Source organism: Acidovorax sp. PRC11 (assembly GCF_031844105.1).
GTDB lineage: Bacteria > Pseudomonadota > Gammaproteobacteria > Burkholderiales > Burkholderiaceae_C > Paracidovorax.
On the sequence record NZ_JAUZUQ010000014.1, the window covers coordinates 116,198 to 134,598 of the forward strand.

The following is an 18,401-nucleotide window of genomic DNA, read 5'->3' on the forward strand; positions in this document are numbered from 1 at the left end:
GCCGCGATCCCGCTGCTCAGGCGACGCGGCCGATGGGCCGCAGTTCGATCAGGCTGCCGAGTTCCTGGAAGGAGTAGACGCGCAGCCAGTCCAGCTGGCCTTCGATCATCTTCTTGACATAGCGCCGGATGTCCATCGAGGTGACGAGCGCGATCGCGCCGCCGGAGGCCGCGGGGCCGGCGACGGCGGCGATGCGCTCCGTGATGTCGCGCGCGTCGTCGGGCGACATGGCCAGGTAGTTGCCCGCCGGCGTGGGCTTGATGCAGCCGCGGATCGCCTGTTCGATCTCCGGCGCGAGCAGGATGGCCGAGATGTGCCGCTGCCCGCCGCCGGCCTCGTGCGCCAGGTAGCGGCCCAGGTCGGAGCGCACGTATTCCGTGAGCAGCAGCAGGTCCTTCTCCTTCGGCGCCCAGGTGATCAGGCTCTCGAAGATGCTGCGGATGTTGCGGATCGGCACCTGCTCTTCCAGCAGCCGGCGCAGCACCTCGGCCATGCGCTGCAGCGGCATCACCTTCTGCACCTCGGCCACGAGGCCCGGGTATTCGGGCGTGGCCCGCTCGATGACCCACTGCACCTCCTGCACGCCCATGAACAGGTGCGCGTGGCGGTTCAGCATCTCCACCATCTCCCGGGCGACGACCTGTTCGATCTCCAAGCACGCTCCGGCGCGCTGGCCGGGCGCGAGCGCCGACGGCGCGATCCAGAGCGATTCCGCCATTCCCAGCAGCGGGCCGCCGGGCAGGGCCTGCGCGGCCAGCGGGGACTGCGCATCCAGCAGCAGGAGCATGTCGCCGGGCAACTGCCGCCGGGCCACGGGCACGTCGTTGATGAGGATGTCGAACCGCAGATCCTGCAACGCGTCCGCCACCCACATGGCCGCGCCCGGGAAGGGCAGGCCCAGCCGTGCCTGCAGGCCCTCGCGCTCCTTGTCGACCGCGCGGTCGAGGCGCTCGGCGTCGAGCAGGCGGGCCAGCTCCGCGGACAGCCGGATCGACAGCGGCTTGGCGAATTCGGGCGGGCGGTGCTGGATCGCCGTGCCTTCGCCTTTTCCGCCCTCGCGCAGCAGCGCGGCCATGGGCTTCGAATGGGTCTTGGCCGGGGCCTGGCTGCCGCGCCTGCGCTGGCCCGACAGCCAGTGGCCGCCGCCCACGAGGGCCGCGGCCAGGATGACGAACGGCACGGCGGGAAACCCCGGGATGGCGGCGAAGCCCAGGGTCAGGGCGCCTGCCAGGTACATCGAGCGGGTGTTGCGCGTGAGCTGCTCCGTCATGTCCTCGCCGAGCGAGGTGGGCTTCTTGCGGTGCTCGTCGGCCACGCGGGTGGTCAGGATGCCCGCGGCCATGCAGATGAAGAGCGCGGGGATCTGCGAGACCATGGCATCGCCGATCGACAGCACGGCGAAGCGGTTGGCGGCCTCGCCCGCGGTCATGGCGTGGTACATGATGCCCACGACGATGCCCGCGAGGATGTTGACCAGCGTGATGATCAGGCCCGCGATCGCGTCGCCCTTCACGAACTTCATCGCGCCGTCCATGCCCCCGTGCAGCATGCTCTCCATGCTGAGCCGCGCGCGCTTGGCCTTGGCCTCGTCGGCGGTGAGCAGGCCGGCGCGGAGGTCGGCGTCGATGCTCATCTGCTTGCCGGGCAGCGCGTCGAGCGTGAAGCGCGCCCCGACCTCGGCGACGCGTTCCGAGCCCTTGGCGATCACGATGAACTGCACGATGGTGATCACGAGGAACACCACGATCCCCACCACCAGGTTGCCGCCCACCACGAGCTGGCCGAAGCTCTCGATCAGGTGGCCTGCATCGGCATGCAGCAGGATCGCCTTGGTCGATGCGATGTTGAGCGATAGCCGGAAGAGCGTGGTGAACAGCAGCAGCGAGGGAAAGGTCGAGAGCGAGACCGCGTCCGGGATGAACAGCGTGGTCATCAGCAGCAGCACGCTGACGCTGAGGTTGATCGCCAGCAGGGCATCGATCAGCAGCGTGGGCAGCGGCAGGATCATCAGCGCGATCACGCCGACGAGGAAGGCGGCCATCGTCAGGTCGTTGACGAGGGTGGTGTCGAGTTTCTTGGCCATGGTGCGTCCTCGGTGAGCGGTGGCGGGCAAGGAGGGAAGGGCGTCAATCGGCGGGTGGGGGTTCGCCGCCGAGCCGGTCGAGCTCGGCCACCCAGCGCAGCACGACGGAAACGGCTTCGAAGAGCGCCTCCGGAATGGGCTGGTCCAGCGGCAGCCTGTGCAGCGCCCGCGCGAGCGGCGGGTTGGCGACGATGGGGATGTGGTGCTGCGCGGCCAGGCCGCGGATCACGGCGGCCTCGCGGTCCATGCCCTTGGCGACCACCACGGGCAGCGGCGTGACGCCGCGCGTGTAGCGCAAGGCCACGGCATAGTGCGTGGGGTTGGTGACCACCACGGTGGCGCCCGGCACCCGCTCCTGCGGCGGCGAGGTCGCCATTTCCTCGCGCAGGGACCTCAGGTGCCCCTTGAGGTGGGGATCGCCGTCGTTGTCCTTGTGCTCGCGCTTCACGTCGTCCTTGCTCATGCGCTGGTCGCGCACGAACAGCCACTTCTGCAGGCCGAAGTCCACCGGGCCGATGACCAGGAACACGAGGAAGGCGCAGAAGAAGAGCTTCAGCAGCGCGCTCCAGGCAATCTGCCCGCTGCCCTCGGGCGTGAGGTAGGCGGAGCCCACGAGCAGCGGCAGCAGCCCCATGACGATCTGCCAGAGCACGGTGCCGAGCACCAGCGCCTTGAGGATCGACTTCAGCAGCTCGATGAAGGACCGTGCGTTGAACATCTTCTTGATGCCCTCGGCCGGGTTGAGGCTCTCGAACTTCGGCGCCAGGGGCTCGAAGGTGATCATGAAGCCCACCTGCGGCAGCAGTGCCAGGATGGCGACGAGCACCGAGACGGCGATCATGCCGAAGGCCACCACCATGCCGTCGAGCGCCATCGAGGACAGCAGCGCGAGCATCTGCTGCGTGCCGTGCACCTGCATGCCCTGCTCGATCGCGGTGGCGACGATGCGGCGGATCCGCTCGTAGAGCATGGGGCCGGCGCCGACGAGCACGAGCAGCGCCGCGCCGAGGATGGCCGCCGCGACGAGGTCCTGGCTCTTGGCCGTCTGACCTTTCTTGCGGGCATCCTTGAGTTTCTTGTCTGTGGGCTCTTCGGTCTTTTCCGACATGGTGTGCCATCGGGACAGCGCTCGGGATGCGCGGCTGGGCCAATGTAGGAGCGCGGACCGGCCGCTGGCCGCCATGGCGCGAAGCGCTGCCGGTCCACGCGAAGCGGCGCGCCGCGAGAACGCCTGCCCGCCCGTGCGCAGGGCGGCGGGCGGGTTCGCGTTCCCGCGCCGCGCTTCGGGCGCCGGGCCCGCGCGCCGCGGGGCCCGCCTAGGCTGCTGGCCACAGGGTCGCGGGGTGTCGGCCCGGGAGATACCGTGAGCACGATCAAAGGCCTGCGCACGCTGGTGCGCCTCAAGTCCCGCCGCGCGGAGCAGGCGGAGACGGCATTGCAGCAGGGCATCGCAGCGATGCAGGACGAGGAGGCGGCGCACGCCGGAGTGATGGCCGCCCAGGAGGCCGCGCTGGACGCGGAGCGCACCCGCCGGGACCGCCTGGCCTCCGCCACCGGAGAGGGCCACCGCTTCCTCGGCAACGACGTGGTGGCGCTGCAGATGCTGGTGGACGAGGCGCAGGCGCAGAGCGCCGACGCGCGGCGGCAGGCGGACCAGGCCGCGGCGCGCGTCGAAGCCGCGCGCGGCGAAGTGCAGCGCTGCAGGGCGTCCCTCCACCGGGCGCGGCAGCAGCTGGAGGATGCCCGGGAGCGGCTGCAGCGGGTCCTCGCGGCGGCAGAGCGTGCGCAGGAGGATGCGCAGGACGAGGAGGCCGAGGAAACCGCGGCGGCCCGCATGCTGGCGGCCGCGCGGGAGCTGCGCCGCAGCCGGGTGTCGGCGAAGTCGATGGGGATGGCCGTGGGCTGACGCGCCATGGAAGGCTACATCGACAACGGCCTGGCCCTCTTCCGGATGGCCGTGGATTTCAAGGGCCTGTTCGTCCTGCTCGCGCTGTCCTGCACGCGCTTCTACGCGGCCCTGCTGGTGCTGCCGGCCACCAACGACCAGCTCCTGATGGGGCGGGTGCGCAACGGCATGGTCCTGCTGCTGGGCGCCTTCGTCGCGTGGGGCCAGCCGCCGGACCTGCTCGATGGCACCGGCCCGCTGGCGCTGATCGCGCTCGCGCTCAAGGAGGCGCTCATCGGCATGCTGATCGGCTTCGTCGTCTCCGTCGTTTTCTGGGTGGCCGAGGGCATCGGCATGCTGATCGACAACCAGGCGGGCTACAACAACATCCAGCAGACCAACCCGCTCAGCGGCATGCAGAGCACGCCCGTGGGCAACCTGCTCATGCAGATGGCGATCGTCGGCTTCTACATGCTCGGCGGCATGCTGGTGTTCGTCGGGCTGCTGTTCGACAGCTACGCCTGGTGGCCCCTCACGGGCATGATGCCCAGCGGGGCGGTGCTGGCGGAACGCTTCTTCCCGCAGGAAGTCGCGTCGTACACGCAGGCGATGCTGAAGATCGCCGGCCCTGTGCTGATGACGCTGATGCTCATCGACCTGGGCATGGGTCTTCTCAGCAAGGCCGCGGAAAAGCTCGAGCCCGGCAGCCTGGCGCAGCCGCTCAAGGGGGCGGCGACCATGCTGCTGCTGGTGCTGCTCGTCGGCGTGTTCTTTCACCAGGTGCGCGAGCAGCTCACGCTGCGGCCCGTGGCGCAGCGCCTGGAGCGCATCTTCGCGCCGCGCGAGCCCGGCAGGGCCGAACCGCCGCCGGCGCCCGCGCCGGGCGATACCGGCACGGCGCAGCGCGGCGGCGGCCCGCGCTAGCACGCGGCCCGCGCCTTCGGCCTTTCATGGGGACCGAGGGCTCCGGCGGCCGCCCGCATTCGCATCGGTTGCGCCGTCTTCGCGTGCCGGCCGGCCCGGAACCCGCCGCGCTTTTAACGTGGCATCGCGATCTTCCGGCGCCCTCGGCACCGGCCCCGATTCCCTGCGTGCGGTGGTCCGCCATCGCCCGCACCGCGGCATCCGGCACGGGGCGGCGGGTGCCAGGAGATCGTGTGCTTCATCGCTCGGCTGCGTCGTCGCCCGTTCGGGTTGCGCTACTTCCTTCACTTCACAGGAGTTCATCCATGTCCATTTCTCAGATCCAACTGTCCCGCCCGGGAATCGACCTGTCCCGCCAAGCGTCGGCTGCGCCGGCGGGTGGCGGCGCCGACGATGCCCTCCAGCAGATCGTGCTGCTGGTCATCGAACAGGTCGTGCGTGCGTTGCAGGACAAGCTGGGCGACAAGTCCGGGCCGTCGGGCCCCGGCGGTGCGTCGGGCCCTGGTGCATCGGGCCCTGGTGGGGCATCGGGCGCAGGCGGCCCCGGTGCCGGCAGCGGCGCCGGCTCGGGCCCCGAGGGCGTCCTGCAGCGCTTCGCCGACCTGTTCAAGAGCCTCGGCGAGAGCATCCAGAAGTCGCTCGATGACCAGAAGGCCAACCGCTTCGCCCAGAAACTGGCCGAGGCGCTGGGCTCGGACCCCAAGACGCTGGACAAGCTCGACGACGGCCAGGCCAACGGCAGCTTCAACCAGCTCGCCAAGGACCTCATGAAGGGCCTCGAATCGCTCACCGGCGCATCGCCGGCCGGCGGCGGCACGGGCAGCACGGGCGGTTCCGGGAGCGGCAATGGCGCGGGCAGCGCCGGCCCCGCAGGCAGCACGGGTGGTGCGGGCAATGCCGGTGGTGCGGGCAATGCCGGCGGCCCGGCCGCGACGGGCGGGACCAGCGACGCGAATGGCGGTGGCGCGGACGACGTCGGTGAGCTGGTCAAGCAACTGCTGGAGCTGCTGCTCCACAAGGGGGGACAGAACGGCGGCGAGGGCACTTCGGGTCCGTCGGGCACTTCGGGTACGTCCGGTCCGTCGGGCACGAACGGCGCAGGCGACAAGGGGGGCTCCTCGATCGATCAGCTGATGCAGTTGCTGCAGCAGCTGATCCAGCTGCTCCAGACGGCGCAGAAGGGCAAGGACTCGCAGGGCGGCGGTGCCGGTGGCGGTGCGCCCGCAGCCGGCGGTGCTCCCGCGGGCGGCGCGCCCTCTGGCGCCGCTCCGTCCGGCGCTGCTCCCGCTGGCGGCGGCGCGCCCGCCGGCGCTGGTCCCGCCGCGGGGGATCCGTCCGGCGGTGCCCAGGGCGCGGCGGGCGGCAGCCCGGCCGAACAGATCCAGAAGCTGCTGGACGATGTGTCGAAGGGCGACAACCGTGGCGTGGATGACCTCGCCAAGGGCAACAACGGGCAGGAGCAGATCCAGAAGATCCTCGAAGTGCTGCTGAAGCTGCTCGAGACGCTGGCGGCCAAGAAATCCGGCAACGAAGGCGCCGCCAACGGCGGTGCCGCCGCAACGCAGCCGCCGCCGGTGCAGGACTCTGCCGACTCTTCCCGCGCCTGAGCCGACCACCGCGCGGCACCTCCGCCCGCCCCGTCCGTTCGCGGCGGGGCGGGCGTTTTTCCTGCCGGTACCCGACCCCGCCGTCCATGGCCTTCCGGCAGGCCACGGACGGCGGCTTCGCTTTCTGGGAGGTGGCTTCGTGCGCAGCGGGCCGTGCCGCAACCGCGTCCATAGGATGCATTCCAGTGGCCTGCGCCATGGCCTGCCGGTGCGCGGGCCGTCCGCCGGGCCGTCCCCACCACCACCATCCGATCGACGCGGGAAGCGTATGTCCACCGATATTGCTGAACCACCCGGCGCCCTCGCGCCTCTGCAGAGTTCCCTCTCCCCCGGCCGCCGCGCGTGCGCGGAGGCCGCCGTCCGCAGAATGGGCGCGGACGACACCGCCGCCCGCGCCTTCGCGGCGCACGGCGCCATCCAGGTGGACGGCGTCCTGCTGTCCGTCGCCGCGGCAGCCGGTAACGAGAGCGGGCGCTGGCTGGCCACCGCCCAGATGCCCCGTCCCGACAGCGTCACCCCTTCCCGCTGGAACGAGGCCCTGCTGCTGGCCAACGGGCAGGCCCTCCTGACGGCGCCGTGGATCTTCAGCCTGGATCCGGGCGGCGACGCGCTGCTGCTGATGCCGCTCGACCCCGGGCTGGACGATGCGCGCACGCTGGCGGCGCAGTTCGACGGCATGCTCTCTCTGTGCAAGGCCGTCGCGGAAGGCGCGGAGGCGCTGGCGGAAAGCGCGCTCCCGAGGGGGGCGTCCGCGTGAGCGCCGCGGTCCATGGCCCGGTGCATGGCCGGCCCGCGCCCGTGCAGGAGTTCGACGCATCCCCCCATGCGCAGGGGCTGGTCCGCGATGCCGCGCTGTTGCTGGGCGCCAGCGCGGCGCAGGCCCGCGAGGCCGCGCGCACCGGGCGCTTCGAACTGCAGCAGCTCACCATCGCCGTGGCCGCCGATCCCGGCGAGCAGGCGCTGCTGCTGTCGGTGGACCTGGGCGCGGACTACCTCGCCCAGGCCGACCGCGCCCATGCGGCACTGGCCGCCAACATCCAGCTCTTCGTGGGTGCCGGCGTGGCGTTCGCGCTGGGACTGGCCGGTCCCGTACTGCTGCGGCGCTGGTCGTTGGCCGATGCCGGGTCGCTCGCCGACGCCGTGCGGCAGCTCGGCGCATTCGCCCAGGCGTTCGGGGTGCCCTGCTCCGCGACCGCCCAGGCCCCTTCCCTTTCCCCCCTTCCGGCGGACTCCGTCGCCATCAGACAGGTGTGACACCATGGATCCCATCGCTTCCACCCGCCGTTCCGGCTCCACCTCCCGTGCCGAAAAGAGTGCGGGCACGCGCGAGGGCGGCTCCGCGGCACCGGCGGGCAGCCGCAGCCTGCGGCATGAGCCGGGCAATGCGCCGCCGTCGCGCAACTCCGGCAGAAGGACCGCTTCCGCGGCCGCTCCCGCTCCCCGTGGCGCACTGCCTGGCGAAGGCGCCGATGTACCGCTGTGGGACATCCGCAGCCAGCGGTCCGACGATATGTCCATCGGTTCGGATTCGGGTTACTTCAGCGCCTTCTCGGACTGGGGCGGGCCGTCGCAGAGCGCCGCCTTCCAGCGCGATGCGCGCAATTCCCTCCGCCACGAAGCGGTGCCCGAGCACGAGGTGGAGCCAGGTGCGGAGGAGGCATCGCGGGCGGGCGGGATCGAGGCCGCCGCCACGGAGCCGTCCGGCGCGCCCGCACAGCAGAGCGCGCGTCGGGGTGCGGCCGCCGCGCTGCGCCGCAGGACCCAGGCGGCACTGAATCGCCAGGCTCTCGCGGACCTGGCCCGCCACGCCGCTGGCGCCGGAAGCGCCGCGCTGCACGGCGCCGCGGCGCTCGGCCGGACCGCCGTGGCGCCGGCCACCCTGGCCCGCAGCCACATCGCGTCCGCGTGGAGCCGGGGCAGCGGCGCCGTGCTGCGCCTTCCCAAGGCGGCGCTCGGCCATCTGGTCCACCAGGGCGTGGCCGTGGGGTTCTCCACGGTCGTGCGCGAGGTGGCCGCGGAGGCCATGATCGCGGGCTTGCGCCGGGCGCCGGCCGGCGCGCTGCTGGGCGTGGAACTGGGCATGGGCGTCATCAACATGTCGTTGCAGGCGCTGCGCCAGGTGCGCGAGAAGCGCAATCCCGACGAGGCGGCGCGGGGATTCCATGCGCTGAGCCCGCAGGAATGGGCGGGCAAGACACCGCAGGAGCAGGCCGCGCTGCGCAAGGAGCAGCAGCAGCACTCGGACCGCGTGGTGGCTCTGCAGGTGACCTCGCTGATGGTGAACGTGGGCTTCGCGGTCCACGGGATGCTCCGGGGCGACAGCTCGTTCGCCGCCTCCAGCATCGCCAGCGAGGCCAAGACGATCGTCTACGCGTTGATGCGCGACAGCATCCAGTCGAAGTTCGGCATGGTCAAGATCGACGGCAGCCACGGGGTCAGCGGCAACTACCTCGCCGGTGCGGCGATGCTCTACGGCGGCTCGAACATGGCGACCGCCTATGCCTGGAGCGTGCTGCCTCCCCTGGTGCTGCCCCAGGGCATGAAGGTGGGCCTGTCGGCGGTCTCGTCCACGGGCGTGACGGCCGGCGACGTGCGCAATGTGTTGCGCGGGGAAATGGTGGAGGGGCTGTCCGTGCCGGAAGCCATCCGCGCCACCGCGAAGATGATCGGCGTGAAGGCCGCCCTCAACACGGCGCTGGAAACGTCGGACTGGTTCGCGGTGAGCCAGCAGGAAGCGAACCAGGCAGGCTCGCAGCAGGTGCTGGCGCCACACATCAAACCCAATGATTTCGGCCGCCTGAAGGACCACGCCGCGACGCGCTTGGCGATCATCAACCACCTCAACTCCATGGGGGAGGTGATGGCGGTCGTCACCAAGGGCCTGCCCACCGGGGTCAGTTCCCTGTTGACCAACGGCGCGCTGAGCGTGCTGTCTGCGGTGCACTACAAGACCATCACCTCGACCTGGCAGGCCGAGGGCGCGGTGCGCAGCGCGGAAGACCGCCGCCTGCCCGCGGCACGCGACACCGATAACGCCTGAACACCGCTCCGCCGGCCCGCCCGTGCGTGCGTGCGCGTTGCGCAGGCGGATGCTTCTTCCTCTCTTCTGGCCGCACCGGCTTCCGGCGCGGCCTTTTTTTTTCGCGGCGTGCCCGCCAGCGCCGCGGCGGGCACCGGGCCGTCAGCCCGCGACGCGCGCCAGCGTATCGACCGAATCCGCGAATTCCCACAGGTCCGACGTGGACTGGTTGAGGAAGTCGCGGATCGCCGCGTGCTTTTCCATGGCCTCGTCCGCGAGCGGATCGTTGCCGGGCCGGTATTCACCCATCTGCACCAGGGGTTCGATCTCGTCGTACTTGGCCATGAGCTGCCGCAAGCGCCCGCCGGCCTGCTGGTGCTCGCGCGGCACGATCTGCGACATCACGCGCGAGAGGCTGCCCAGCACGTCGATGGCCGGGTACTGGTTGCGCGCGGCGATCTTGCGCGAGAGGATCATGTGGCCGTCCAGGATGCCGCGCACTTCCTCCGAGATTGGGTCGTTGCCGCTCTCGTCCTCGTAGAGCACGGTGTAGAGCGCGGTGATGGAGCCGCGCGCACCCATGCCGGCGCGCTCCAGCAGGCGCGGGATTTCCGCGAAGACCGAGGGTGGGAAGCCGCGGCGCGCCGGCGGTTCGCCCGCCGCGAGGCCGATCTCGCGCTGCGCGCGTGCGAAGCGGGTGAGCGAATCCATCATCAGCAGCACCTTCAGGCCCTGGTCGCGGTAGTACTCCGCCACGGCCGTGGCCACGTGGGCTGCCTTGGCGCGCTCGCTGGAGGACCGGTCCGAGGTGGCGCACACCACCACGGAGCGTGCCATGCCTTCCTCGCCGAGGATGAATTCGACGAATTCGCGCACCTCCCGGCCGCGCTCGCCGATCAGTGCGATCACGCTCACGTCGCACTGGGTGCCGCGCGCGAGCATGCCCATCAGCGTGCTCTTGCCGACGCCGGCGGGCGCGAAGATGCCCATGCGCTGGCCCTCCCCGAGCGTGAGCAGGCCGTCGATGGCCTTCACGCCGGTGGCGAGCGGCCTTTCGATCAGCGCGCGTTCCATCGGGCTGGGCGGCAGCGCGAAGATGGGGCGCGTCCCGTGGCAGCCGAGCGGGCCCTTGCCGTCGATCGGCTGGCCCAGGCTGTCGATGACCCGGCCCAGCAGCTCGGGGCCGACGGGCACCGAGAGCACGTCGCCCAGGCCCACCACGGCGGAGCCGCTGCGAACCCCCACGATCGGGCCGAAGGGCGAGAGGATGACCTGGCCCCCGGAGAAACCCACCACCTCGGCCGCCTGCAGGAGGCCGCCGTGCTCGTCCAGCACGTGGCACAGCTCCCCGAGCTTGGCATCCAGTCCGGTCACCCGGATCAGGGTGCCGACCACTTCGGATACCTTGCCGCTGCGCCGCGCCAGGGGGGCGGAGGCCACTTCGCGCTCCATCCAGCGCGCGATGCGGGAAATCTCGCTGACGTCGTCCATCATCGTCTCCGTTGCCGCGGTGCGGCGTGCTGGGAAATGGGTGCCTAATTCGCGAGGCCGCCGGGTGCCGGGGCGTGGCCCGCGTTCCCACCGCCGCCGGTCCGCTCCCCCGGCACGCCGACGCGTTCGTAGAGGGCGATGCGTACGGCGCCCTCCAGTGCGCTGCGCAGGCCCTGCAGCTGCACGGCCAGGCTGGTGTCGAGCCGGCCCATGTCGGTCTCGAAGATGCTGCTGCCGGGCGCGATGCCCGGGTCGGCCTCGATCTGTACGCGGGGCGCATCCGGGTCGCCCTCGACGACCGACAGGGCCGCCCGGGCTGCGGGCACGTCGTCGGGATGCACGTGCAGTCTGGCGGCGCGCGCCTCGCTCATCGTGTCGCGCAAAGTGAGCACTGCCCGGCGCATCACCGCTTCGCGCGGCTCCGCCATCACCATGCGCTGTACCGCGGTGGTGACGATGGCGGCCAGCCGCTGTTCCATGCGCGCCATGGCCGCCTCGCTGGACGCCTGCAGGTCCGCGAGCTGCGCATGCCAGCGGCGCACGAATTCCTCCGAGGCCTGGGCGGTGGTCTGCGCCACCAGGTCCACGGCTTCCGCCGCGGCGTCGGCGCGCAGCTGCTCGGCCTCCGCGCGTGCGCGTGCCAGCAGCACGGCGGCGTCCTGCCGCGCCTGCGCCGCGAGGTGCTCGCGCTCTTCCCGCGCCTGATCGAGGATGGCCAGCGCATCGGATGCCGTGTCGAAATCGCCGGCCCGCAGGATGCCGGAATGCGCCTGCAGGCTCGTGCCCCGGGGCGAGGACCAGATCAGCATGGGGAATCTCCCGCAAAGAGGGTTTCGAGGGCCCGCAGCCGGTCACGGGCGGCCGTCGAGGCCCGCGGCACCATGCGGGGGCGGGGCGCGTCGGCGCGCGATGCGGGCAGGGCGAGGCGCACCATGCGCCGCAGGCCGCGGTCGGGCCAGGTGCCCGCGCGCGCCAGTTCCCGGTAGCCTACCCAGGACCAGGCGATGGGCGGCCAACCGGCCACCTCCGGCGGTACGGCGGGGCCGCCGTCGCGCGCGCGCAGCACCGCGAACGCAGGACCGAGGGACTGCTGCAGTGCCAGGCGGGCATTGCGCTGCACGCAGCAGCGCAGCACGCCCGGGCGGCCCATCAGGGCGAGCGCGCACAGGCGCGCCAGCAGCGAGGACCGGTCCATCAGCGCGAGGCGCGCGCCGCTGTCTTCCAGCAGGTCCAGCGGCGGCAGGGTGTCGCACAGCCGCAGGAACCAGCCCTGGGAGACGGCTCCCCGGATCTCCGGCGGGACCGCCGCGGAGGCGCCGGCCGCGGAGCCGGCCGGACCCGGGGGGGTGAGCCAGCTCGGGTCCACGTGGTCGGGCAGCGCCTCGATGCGCGCCTGCAGCTCGCCGGCGAGCCGCGCGAGGTCCTGGGCGCGGCTCATCCTGCGAGCCTCCGGGAGGGCGCGGGAGACTTCTCCGGCGCGGCGTCGCCGTCGGCGCCCGCGGGGCCGCGGCTGCGCCTGCCGGGCAGCCAGCCGGGACGCTTCCAGGCGATCCAGCCCGCCGCGGCGCCCAGCACCAGCGCCAGGGCGACTCCCAGCGCGGCCCACATCCCGGCCTGGGACGGATTGCGGACGGGCGCGGGCGCCGGCCCGATGGGCATGCCCGGTACGAGCGTGACCGTGACGTTCTCGTACGTCAGCCCTTCCACGCTGCGGGCCACCATGTTCTTGATGCCCGCCGTCAGGCCGGCGGTATTGGCGTTCTCACGGTATTTGATGAAGACCGAAGCGCTCGCCGGCTTGACGGTGGAGGCGAGCGGATCGTTGTTCGGCAGCACGATGTGCACCCGCGCGGTGACCACGCCGTCGATCTGCGACAGCGTGGCTTCCAGCTGCTGGGCCACGCCGTAGATGAAGCGCACGCGCTCTTCCGTCGGCGTCGAGATGAGCCCTTCCTTCTTGAACATCTCGCCGAGGGTGACGTGCCGCTCGCGCGGCAGTCCGTACGACCGCAGCACCGCGAGCGAGCGCACGACGTCTTCCTTGTCGACCTGCACGTTCCAGGTCTTGCCGGCGTCCGACGTGGCCTTGCCCGCGTCGACGCCGCTCTCCAGCAGCGCCGCCACCATGTCGTTGGCGTCGGATTCGGTCTGCTTGGTGTAGAGGTCGCTCTTGCAGCCGGCCAGGGCCAGCAGCAGGAGCAGCGGGAGCAGCCAGCGGCGCAGGCCGGCGCGGCGGCCGGACGCGGAGGGGAGGTGGGAGGCCATGGCGTGCGTCCGTCACTGGTTGCGCATCAGCGTCTGCAGGCCGCTCTTGGCGCCCTGGGCGAGGTACACCATGGCATTGAACTGGAACTGCATGGTGGACATGCGGTACATCAGTTCGACCTGCCGGGATGTGAGATCGATGTCGTTGAGCGATCCGTCCTTCTGCGCGTGCGCCAGGGCGTGCATGTCCTGCAGCGACTTGCGCATCGATTCGTCCTGGTGGAGCAGGGCGCTGCCCACGGTGGAGTCCGGCGAAGCATCGGTGGCGGACGAGGTGCCCGCGCCTTCCATCAGGCGCGAGAATTTTTCCGCCAGGGCGTTCAGGTTGCCGGGCTGGACGGCCCCTGCATCGATGGCCGCGGCGGAGGATACGGGCAATGGAAGGGCGTTCATGGCGGGCTCCTGGGCGGGGGTGCGGCCGGGGGTCAGGCGCGCAACTGGAATACGAAAGGGTCGGCGAGCGGGTTGGCAGGGGCTGCGCCCTGCGCCATCGGTGTGGCCTGCAGCCGCTGGGGCGCGGCGGCGCCGCCCGTGTCCGGGGTGCTGTCGCCGTCGCCGCTGCCCGTGCCCTGGTGCGAGAGAAGCCGCTGCACGATGTACAGGGCGGACGGGTCCTTGCAGTGCGCCGCCACTTCCTCGGCGCTGATCCGCCAGGCCGGGTCCTTGAGGAAGTACTGGCACCGCGCCATCAGGGCCTTGGCCATGCCCCAGAGGGTGGGACTGTTCTCCGCATTGCGCATCAGCCGGGCGCATTCGGCCACCTGGCCCCGCTGGATGCAGATCCATCCTTCCAGCAGGTCCAGCTCCTGCAGGCGCGGGCGCAGGATGCGCGCGCCCTGGAGGATGTCGTCGGCGTCGTCGGTCAGCTCGCGCTCGACGGCGGCCGCCGCGAGATGGATGAGGCCCGCGACCACTTCTTGACGGGACAGTTGGGGGGTCATGGCGCGGTCTTTCTGAAGAGGGTGGGGGATGCGTTCGGCGCGGTCGGCAGGAGGTGGCCGGAGGCGGGCGCGTGCGCCGGGGCGGCATCGGGGGCATGCATGGGGTTTCCTCGGGGAGAAAATCTTCGGGCCCGGCCCAGGCCATGCGGCCGTGGAGCCGCATGGCCGGGTGCGGCGCATTACTGCGGAGCGAGGCCGGACAGGGACTTGGCCAGCGCGCCGATGGTCTTGGCGTTCAGTTCCGCCATTTCCTTCTGGAAGTTCAGCTGGGCCTGGCGGGCCATGTTGGCGATGCCGGCCTGGGTGAGGGCTTCCTGCTGCTGCATGTAGGTTTCCTGCATGGCGATGGTGTTGCCGGTCGCCGCGATGGAGGGCGCCGTGCCCTGCAGGTTGCTGCCTACGGAGGAGGCGATCGTGCTGCCGGTGTAGGCGGCAGAGCCCGCCCTCGACGTGGAGGACGACGTGGAGGGGCCGCGATTGTTGAAGTTGAGAGGCATGGAACACTCCTTGAAGAAATTGCGGCGTTGCCGCGGTTGGCGAAGGCCGCACCCTGCGGCCTCCATTCGGTTGGCGCGCCGGCCTTTGCCGCCGCGCCGCGTCTTCATTCGGCAGGCGTCACTGCGGAGCGAGGCCGGACAGGGACTTGGCCAGCGCGCCGATGGTCTTGGCGTTCAGTTCCGCCATTTCCTTCTGGAAGTTCAGCTGGGCCTGGCGGGCCATGTTGGCGATGCCGGCCTGGGTGAGGGCTTCCTGCTGCTGCATGTAGGTTTCCTGCATGGCGATGGTGTTGCCGGTCGCCGCGATGGAGGGCGCCGTGCCCTGCAGGTTGCTGCCCACGGAGGAGGCGATCGTGCTGCCGGTGTAGGCGGCGGAGCCGAGCGAAGAGATGGATGGCATGGAGGAACTCCTTGGTTGAAGAAAATTGCGGTGTCACCGCGGTTGACGGACCCCGCGCCAATGCGGTTTCCATTCAGGAGGCGCCCGGCCGACCCGGGCGCCGAACCTTTGCATCGCAGCGGCGATGCGGCCTTTCAATGCACGGCCGGCCGCAATCCCCGGCCGAGGAACTGCAGCACCCCCTGGGCCGCCTGGCGCACCGGCTGGTCCGCGCTGGTCGCCAGCACGTTGTCGATCCAGTGGCGCCAGTCGGGGTCGCCCTCGAAGAGCAGCGTGAGGGCCAGCGCGACCTTGCTCGCGCCATCGTCCGGGTGGGAGTCCACCCGCTGCTGCAGCTGCTCGCGCTCTTCGCCGCGCTGCCCGGCCATGGCCAGGACGATGCTGCGATAGAGCCGGTAGGTGCTCCGGTCCTCCAGGGTGGCCTCGACCGCCCGGCTGATCGTGTCCGCGTCGTCGCCGACGCGGTACACCGTGCCGAGCAGCGAGGTGCTCATGAGGTTGCGGTAGATCGCCGGATACGGCTCGGAGCGTGCCGCGGGCGCTGCGTGCGCAGCAGGGGCGAAGGCGGGGTGGGCGTGGCGCATTTCCGGGGCTCCCCTTACACCGCCAGCGCCGCGCCGTGCAGCGTTTCCCAGATCTTCCGGATCACGCGCTGCGAGGCCTCGAAGGCGTTCTCCAGCTGGCCGATCAGCTGCCGTTCGGCGTCGATGCGGGCCTGCGCCTTCATCGTGCCGCTTTCCCGGGCGGCCTCGCCGAAGTACCGGATCATGGCGCGCGCATGGTCGCCGCTCAGGTCCTGGCTCAGGGCCTTCTCGAGGTTCTCCAGGTCGCTGAAGAGGGTGGATTCGATGGATGCGTTCATGGTGTGGCAGTCCTTGGGAGGGTTAGCGGAAGAATTCCTGCGGGTCGGCGGAGGCATGCCGGCGGCCAGGGGTGAGCGAGAGGTGCTTCACGCCGTCGCGCGTCTGCATGTACTGCAGCCCGTCGGTTTCCATGAGCGCGCTCATGGCGGGCTGGCCCTTGGCGGGGCGCTGCGTGGCGGCCACCTCGATGCTGCGCACGAGCGGTGCCAGATCGGTGGCCACGCGGGAGGCGGTCTGCCGCAGCGTGGAGAGGTCGGACACCTCGCCCTTGACGACGAAGTAGCCGTTGCCCTGGTGGCTGACGCGCAGGCCGGGCTGGCCCAGCGCGTCGGCGATGCTCTGGGTCACCTCGGTGGCCGGCGCGAACGACTGCACGATGCGCTCGCCCTGGAAGGCCGCGAGGCGCTGGCGCAGTGCGTCGGCGTCGGACGGCTGGCGCAGCAGGCCGCGCACCACGACGCCGTCGCCCTGGTCGAGCACTTCGTAGCCCGCGACGGAAGTCCCTTCCAGCGCCCGTTCCACGCGGATCCGCAGTGTCTCGGGAGATGCCACGGAGGGCGCCGGCAGGCGCGCGGCCGGCACGGGACCGAGCGGCGAGACCGCGGCGCCGAGAGCGGCCGTCATGAGGGCCGTGCCCAGCGCGGCGAAGGCGATGCGCGGCCACAGGGCGCGGGGTCTGCCGGCGGGGGCTGCCGGGGCCGGGGCGGCGGGCAGCGAGAGGCGGGCGATGATGTCCGCATCCGCAGGCCAGGCGCCGGCCGCGGGCCCTGCGCACAGCACCACGTCGCCGAAGCGCCGGGGAGCGAAGTCCTCCAGCACGTCGCCGGGGCCTGCGGCCTCTGCGGATTCCGCTGCGATGCGCACCATGCCGTCGTCTCCCGCATCGATCACCATCGGGTCGGCGGTCCAGTCCAGGAGCTGGATGTCCGCCGCGTCGTCCGCGCCGAGGTGGTGGCGCGTTGGAGTCAAATTTATGCGGGCGCCGGCATGCTGGCCGGTCAGGATACGAAGCTGCTTCATGGCTTGCGAACCTCCGAAGAGAGTGCGACATCGACGGCCGGTGCGCCCTGCGCGATCACGCGGGGCGTGATCAGGAACAGCCGTTCGGTGCGCCTGGTGGTGCGCTCCGTGTTGCGGAATGCGCCGCCCACCACGGGCAGTTTCGACAGGCCCGGCACCGCGTTGTTCTGCGTGTTCTCCGTCTCGATGGTGATGCCGCCGATCAGCAGGCTCTCGCCCTCGCGGACATGGGCCTCGGTGCGGATCTCGGTCTTCTTGACGATGGGGATCTGGTCCACCGAGTTCGCCTCGAACGCGCCGTCTTCGATGTAGAGGCTGAGCTTGATGGTGTTGCGGCCGTCCACCGCCGTCACCTGCGGCGTCATCTGCAGCAGCGTGCCGGCCTCGATCTGGAAGAGATTGGCCTCCAGGTTGCCGGCCACGCGCACGGTGGCCACGCGCTTCTCGCGCATCACCGCGGCGCGGTTGGCCACGCCGAGCACCGAGGGCTTGGAGAGGATGCGCGCCTTGCCCTGGGCCTCCAGCGCGTTGATGCTGGCCAGCAGGTGGCGGCCCGCGTCCAGCACGATGGTGCTGAGCGCGGCGGGCGACGCGGGCACCGGCAGGCCGGCCGTGACCGTGCTCGTTCCGGCCCGCAGCGACCAGTTCACGCCCAGGGCGTCCACGCTGTCGGAGTTGACCTCGATGATGGTGGCCTCCAGCTCGACGAGCTGCGGCCGCTGGTCGAGCCGGCCGATCAGCGCCTCGTACTCGCTCATGCGGTCGGCGCGGCCGTACACCACCACCGCGTTCGTGCCCTCGTCGGCTTCGAAGCGGGGCGGTGGGTCCTCGGCCTTGGTGGCCGCGGACGAGGAGGCCGAGGGCAGGGACACGGGCATCGCCGGCCGCGCTCCCTCGTCGGCGTTGGCGCGGGGCAGCGGCGGCAGGAACTGGTTGGCCGCGGGCACGGGAACGTAGGCGCCGCATCTTGCGGCGCGTCTGCTGCTCGATCTTCTCGATCGCCTCGGCCGTCGCCGCCTGCGACGCCGCGAGCCCGTTGTTGCTGGCGCCCTCGTTGCCGTAGAGCCTGCGCAGGGTGGACGCCACGCCCGGCACGGTGGCGGCGCCCAGGTTGCGGTCGCTGGCGGACGCGAACTGCAGGCGGAAGACGCGCACCGTGCGCTCGGCATTCGCGGTGACGCCGGCATCCAGCGCGTCGAGGGCGGACGTCACCAGCTCCACGTGCCGCGGCGGGCCGGACACGTAGATGGTGCTGCTGACGGCGTCGTAGCGGATGGGGTAGCGCCTGTCGCCCACGTTCAGCGCCTGCAGCATGCCGGTGAGCTGGTCGCGGCTGAACCCCTTGATGCGGAAGAGGCGGCTCTGGATCGCCTTGCCCGGGTAGAAGTAGAGCGCCGAGCCGTCGT

The 18,401-nt window shown here is 71.4% G+C and carries 20 protein-coding genes; 6 read left to right on the forward strand and 14 right to left on the reverse strand.

Going from position 1 to position 18,401, the window contains the following annotated elements; genetic code table 11:
• Positions 1 to 16: 16 nt before the first annotated feature.
• Entirely contained in the window at positions 17 to 2,083 is a 2,067-nt protein-coding gene (gene sctV / locus Q9R47_RS16605; protein WP_311234290.1) for a type III secretion system export apparatus subunit SctV, read from the reverse strand.
• Between the two features lie 43 nt (positions 2,084 to 2,126).
• Positions 2,127 to 3,191, reverse strand: a complete 1,065-nt coding sequence (sctU, locus tag Q9R47_RS16610; protein WP_311234291.1) for a type III secretion system export apparatus subunit SctU — start codon at positions 3,189 to 3,191, stop codon at positions 2,127 to 2,129.
• Positions 3,192 to 3,446: 255 nt separating this feature from the next.
• Between sctU and Q9R47_RS16615 the strand changes: the two genes are divergently transcribed.
• The 6 genes from Q9R47_RS16615 (at position 3,447) to Q9R47_RS16640 (ending at position 9,539) form a co-directional block, all read left to right on the forward strand.
• Positions 3,447 to 3,989 (forward strand): type III secretion protein, encoded by a 543-nt coding sequence (locus Q9R47_RS16615; RefSeq protein ID WP_311234292.1) that lies wholly within the window; start codon positions 3,447 to 3,449, stop codon positions 3,987 to 3,989.
• Between the two features lie 6 nt (positions 3,990 to 3,995).
• A complete protein-coding gene (gene sctT / locus Q9R47_RS16620; protein WP_311234293.1) occupies positions 3,996 to 4,892 on the forward strand; it encodes a type III secretion system export apparatus subunit SctT in 897 nt (298 codons plus the stop codon).
• A gap of 305 nt (positions 4,893 to 5,197) precedes the next feature.
• On the forward strand, positions 5,198 to 6,499 hold the full coding sequence (locus Q9R47_RS16625; protein ID WP_311234294.1) for a hypothetical protein: 1,302 nt from the start codon (positions 5,198 to 5,200) through the stop codon (positions 6,497 to 6,499).
• A 367-nt stretch (positions 6,500 to 6,866) separates the two neighbouring features.
• Positions 6,867 to 7,256 (forward strand): hypothetical protein, encoded by a 390-nt coding sequence (locus Q9R47_RS16630; protein ID WP_311234295.1) that lies wholly within the window; start codon positions 6,867 to 6,869, stop codon positions 7,254 to 7,256.
• On the forward strand, positions 7,253 to 7,753 hold the full coding sequence (locus Q9R47_RS16635) for a hypothetical protein (protein WP_311234296.1): 501 nt from the start codon (positions 7,253 to 7,255) through the stop codon (positions 7,751 to 7,753). The genes Q9R47_RS16630 and Q9R47_RS16635 overlap by 4 nt, the downstream gene beginning before the upstream one ends.
• 4 nt (positions 7,754 to 7,757) lie before the next feature.
• Positions 7,758 to 9,539: a hypothetical protein gene (locus Q9R47_RS16640; RefSeq protein ID WP_311234297.1), complete on the forward strand. Its 1,782-nt coding sequence runs from the start codon at positions 7,758 to 7,760 to the stop codon at positions 9,537 to 9,539.
• A 141-nt stretch (positions 9,540 to 9,680) separates the two neighbouring features.
• On the opposite strand, the gene sctN is transcribed toward Q9R47_RS16640, so the two are convergent.
• From sctN to sctC, 12 genes are all read right to left on the reverse strand, one after another.
• Entirely contained in the window at positions 9,681 to 11,009 is a 1,329-nt protein-coding gene (sctN, locus tag Q9R47_RS16645) for a type III secretion system ATPase SctN (RefSeq protein WP_311234298.1), read from the reverse strand.
• A gap of 44 nt (positions 11,010 to 11,053) precedes the next feature.
• On the reverse strand, positions 11,054 to 11,818 hold the full coding sequence (gene sctL / locus Q9R47_RS16650) for a type III secretion system stator protein SctL (protein ID WP_311234299.1): 765 nt from the start codon (positions 11,816 to 11,818) through the stop codon (positions 11,054 to 11,056).
• Positions 11,812 to 12,447 (reverse strand): type III secretion protein HrpB4, encoded by a 636-nt coding sequence (locus tag Q9R47_RS16655; RefSeq protein WP_311234300.1) that lies wholly within the window; start codon positions 12,445 to 12,447, stop codon positions 11,812 to 11,814. The genes sctL and Q9R47_RS16655 overlap by 7 nt, the downstream gene beginning before the upstream one ends.
• Positions 12,444 to 13,274, reverse strand: a complete 831-nt coding sequence (gene sctJ / locus Q9R47_RS16660; protein WP_311234301.1) for a type III secretion system inner membrane ring lipoprotein SctJ — start codon at positions 13,272 to 13,274, stop codon at positions 12,444 to 12,446. Before sctJ ends, Q9R47_RS16655 begins: the two co-directional genes overlap by 4 nt.
• A gap of 12 nt (positions 13,275 to 13,286) precedes the next feature.
• Positions 13,287 to 13,667, reverse strand: a complete 381-nt coding sequence (locus Q9R47_RS16665; RefSeq protein ID WP_311234302.1) for a type III secretion protein — start codon at positions 13,665 to 13,667, stop codon at positions 13,287 to 13,289.
• Positions 13,668 to 13,699: 32 nt separating this feature from the next.
• Entirely contained in the window at positions 13,700 to 14,215 is a 516-nt protein-coding gene (locus Q9R47_RS16670) for an HrpB1 family type III secretion system apparatus protein (RefSeq protein ID WP_311234303.1), read from the reverse strand.
• A gap of 179 nt (positions 14,216 to 14,394) precedes the next feature.
• A complete protein-coding gene (locus Q9R47_RS16675; protein ID WP_311234304.1) occupies positions 14,395 to 14,712 on the reverse strand; it encodes a hypothetical protein in 318 nt (105 codons plus the stop codon).
• Between the two features lie 118 nt (positions 14,713 to 14,830).
• Positions 14,831 to 15,112: a hypothetical protein gene (locus Q9R47_RS16680; protein ID WP_159777048.1), complete on the reverse strand. Its 282-nt coding sequence runs from the start codon at positions 15,110 to 15,112 to the stop codon at positions 14,831 to 14,833.
• A gap of 134 nt (positions 15,113 to 15,246) precedes the next feature.
• Positions 15,247 to 15,696, reverse strand: a complete 450-nt coding sequence (locus Q9R47_RS16685; protein WP_311234305.1) for a hypothetical protein — start codon at positions 15,694 to 15,696, stop codon at positions 15,247 to 15,249.
• Positions 15,697 to 15,710: 14 nt separating this feature from the next.
• Entirely contained in the window at positions 15,711 to 15,974 is a 264-nt protein-coding gene (locus Q9R47_RS16690; RefSeq protein ID WP_311234306.1) for a hypothetical protein, read from the reverse strand.
• A gap of 22 nt (positions 15,975 to 15,996) precedes the next feature.
• Positions 15,997 to 16,995: an HrpD5 family protein gene (hrpD5, locus tag Q9R47_RS16695; RefSeq protein ID WP_311234307.1), complete on the reverse strand. Its 999-nt coding sequence runs from the start codon at positions 16,993 to 16,995 to the stop codon at positions 15,997 to 15,999.
• Positions 16,992 to 17,942: a type III secretion system outer membrane ring subunit SctC gene (gene sctC, locus Q9R47_RS16700; protein ID WP_311234308.1), complete on the reverse strand. Its 951-nt coding sequence runs from the start codon at positions 17,940 to 17,942 to the stop codon at positions 16,992 to 16,994. Before sctC ends, hrpD5 begins: the two co-directional genes overlap by 4 nt.
• Positions 17,943 to 18,401 lie beyond the last annotated feature (459 nt).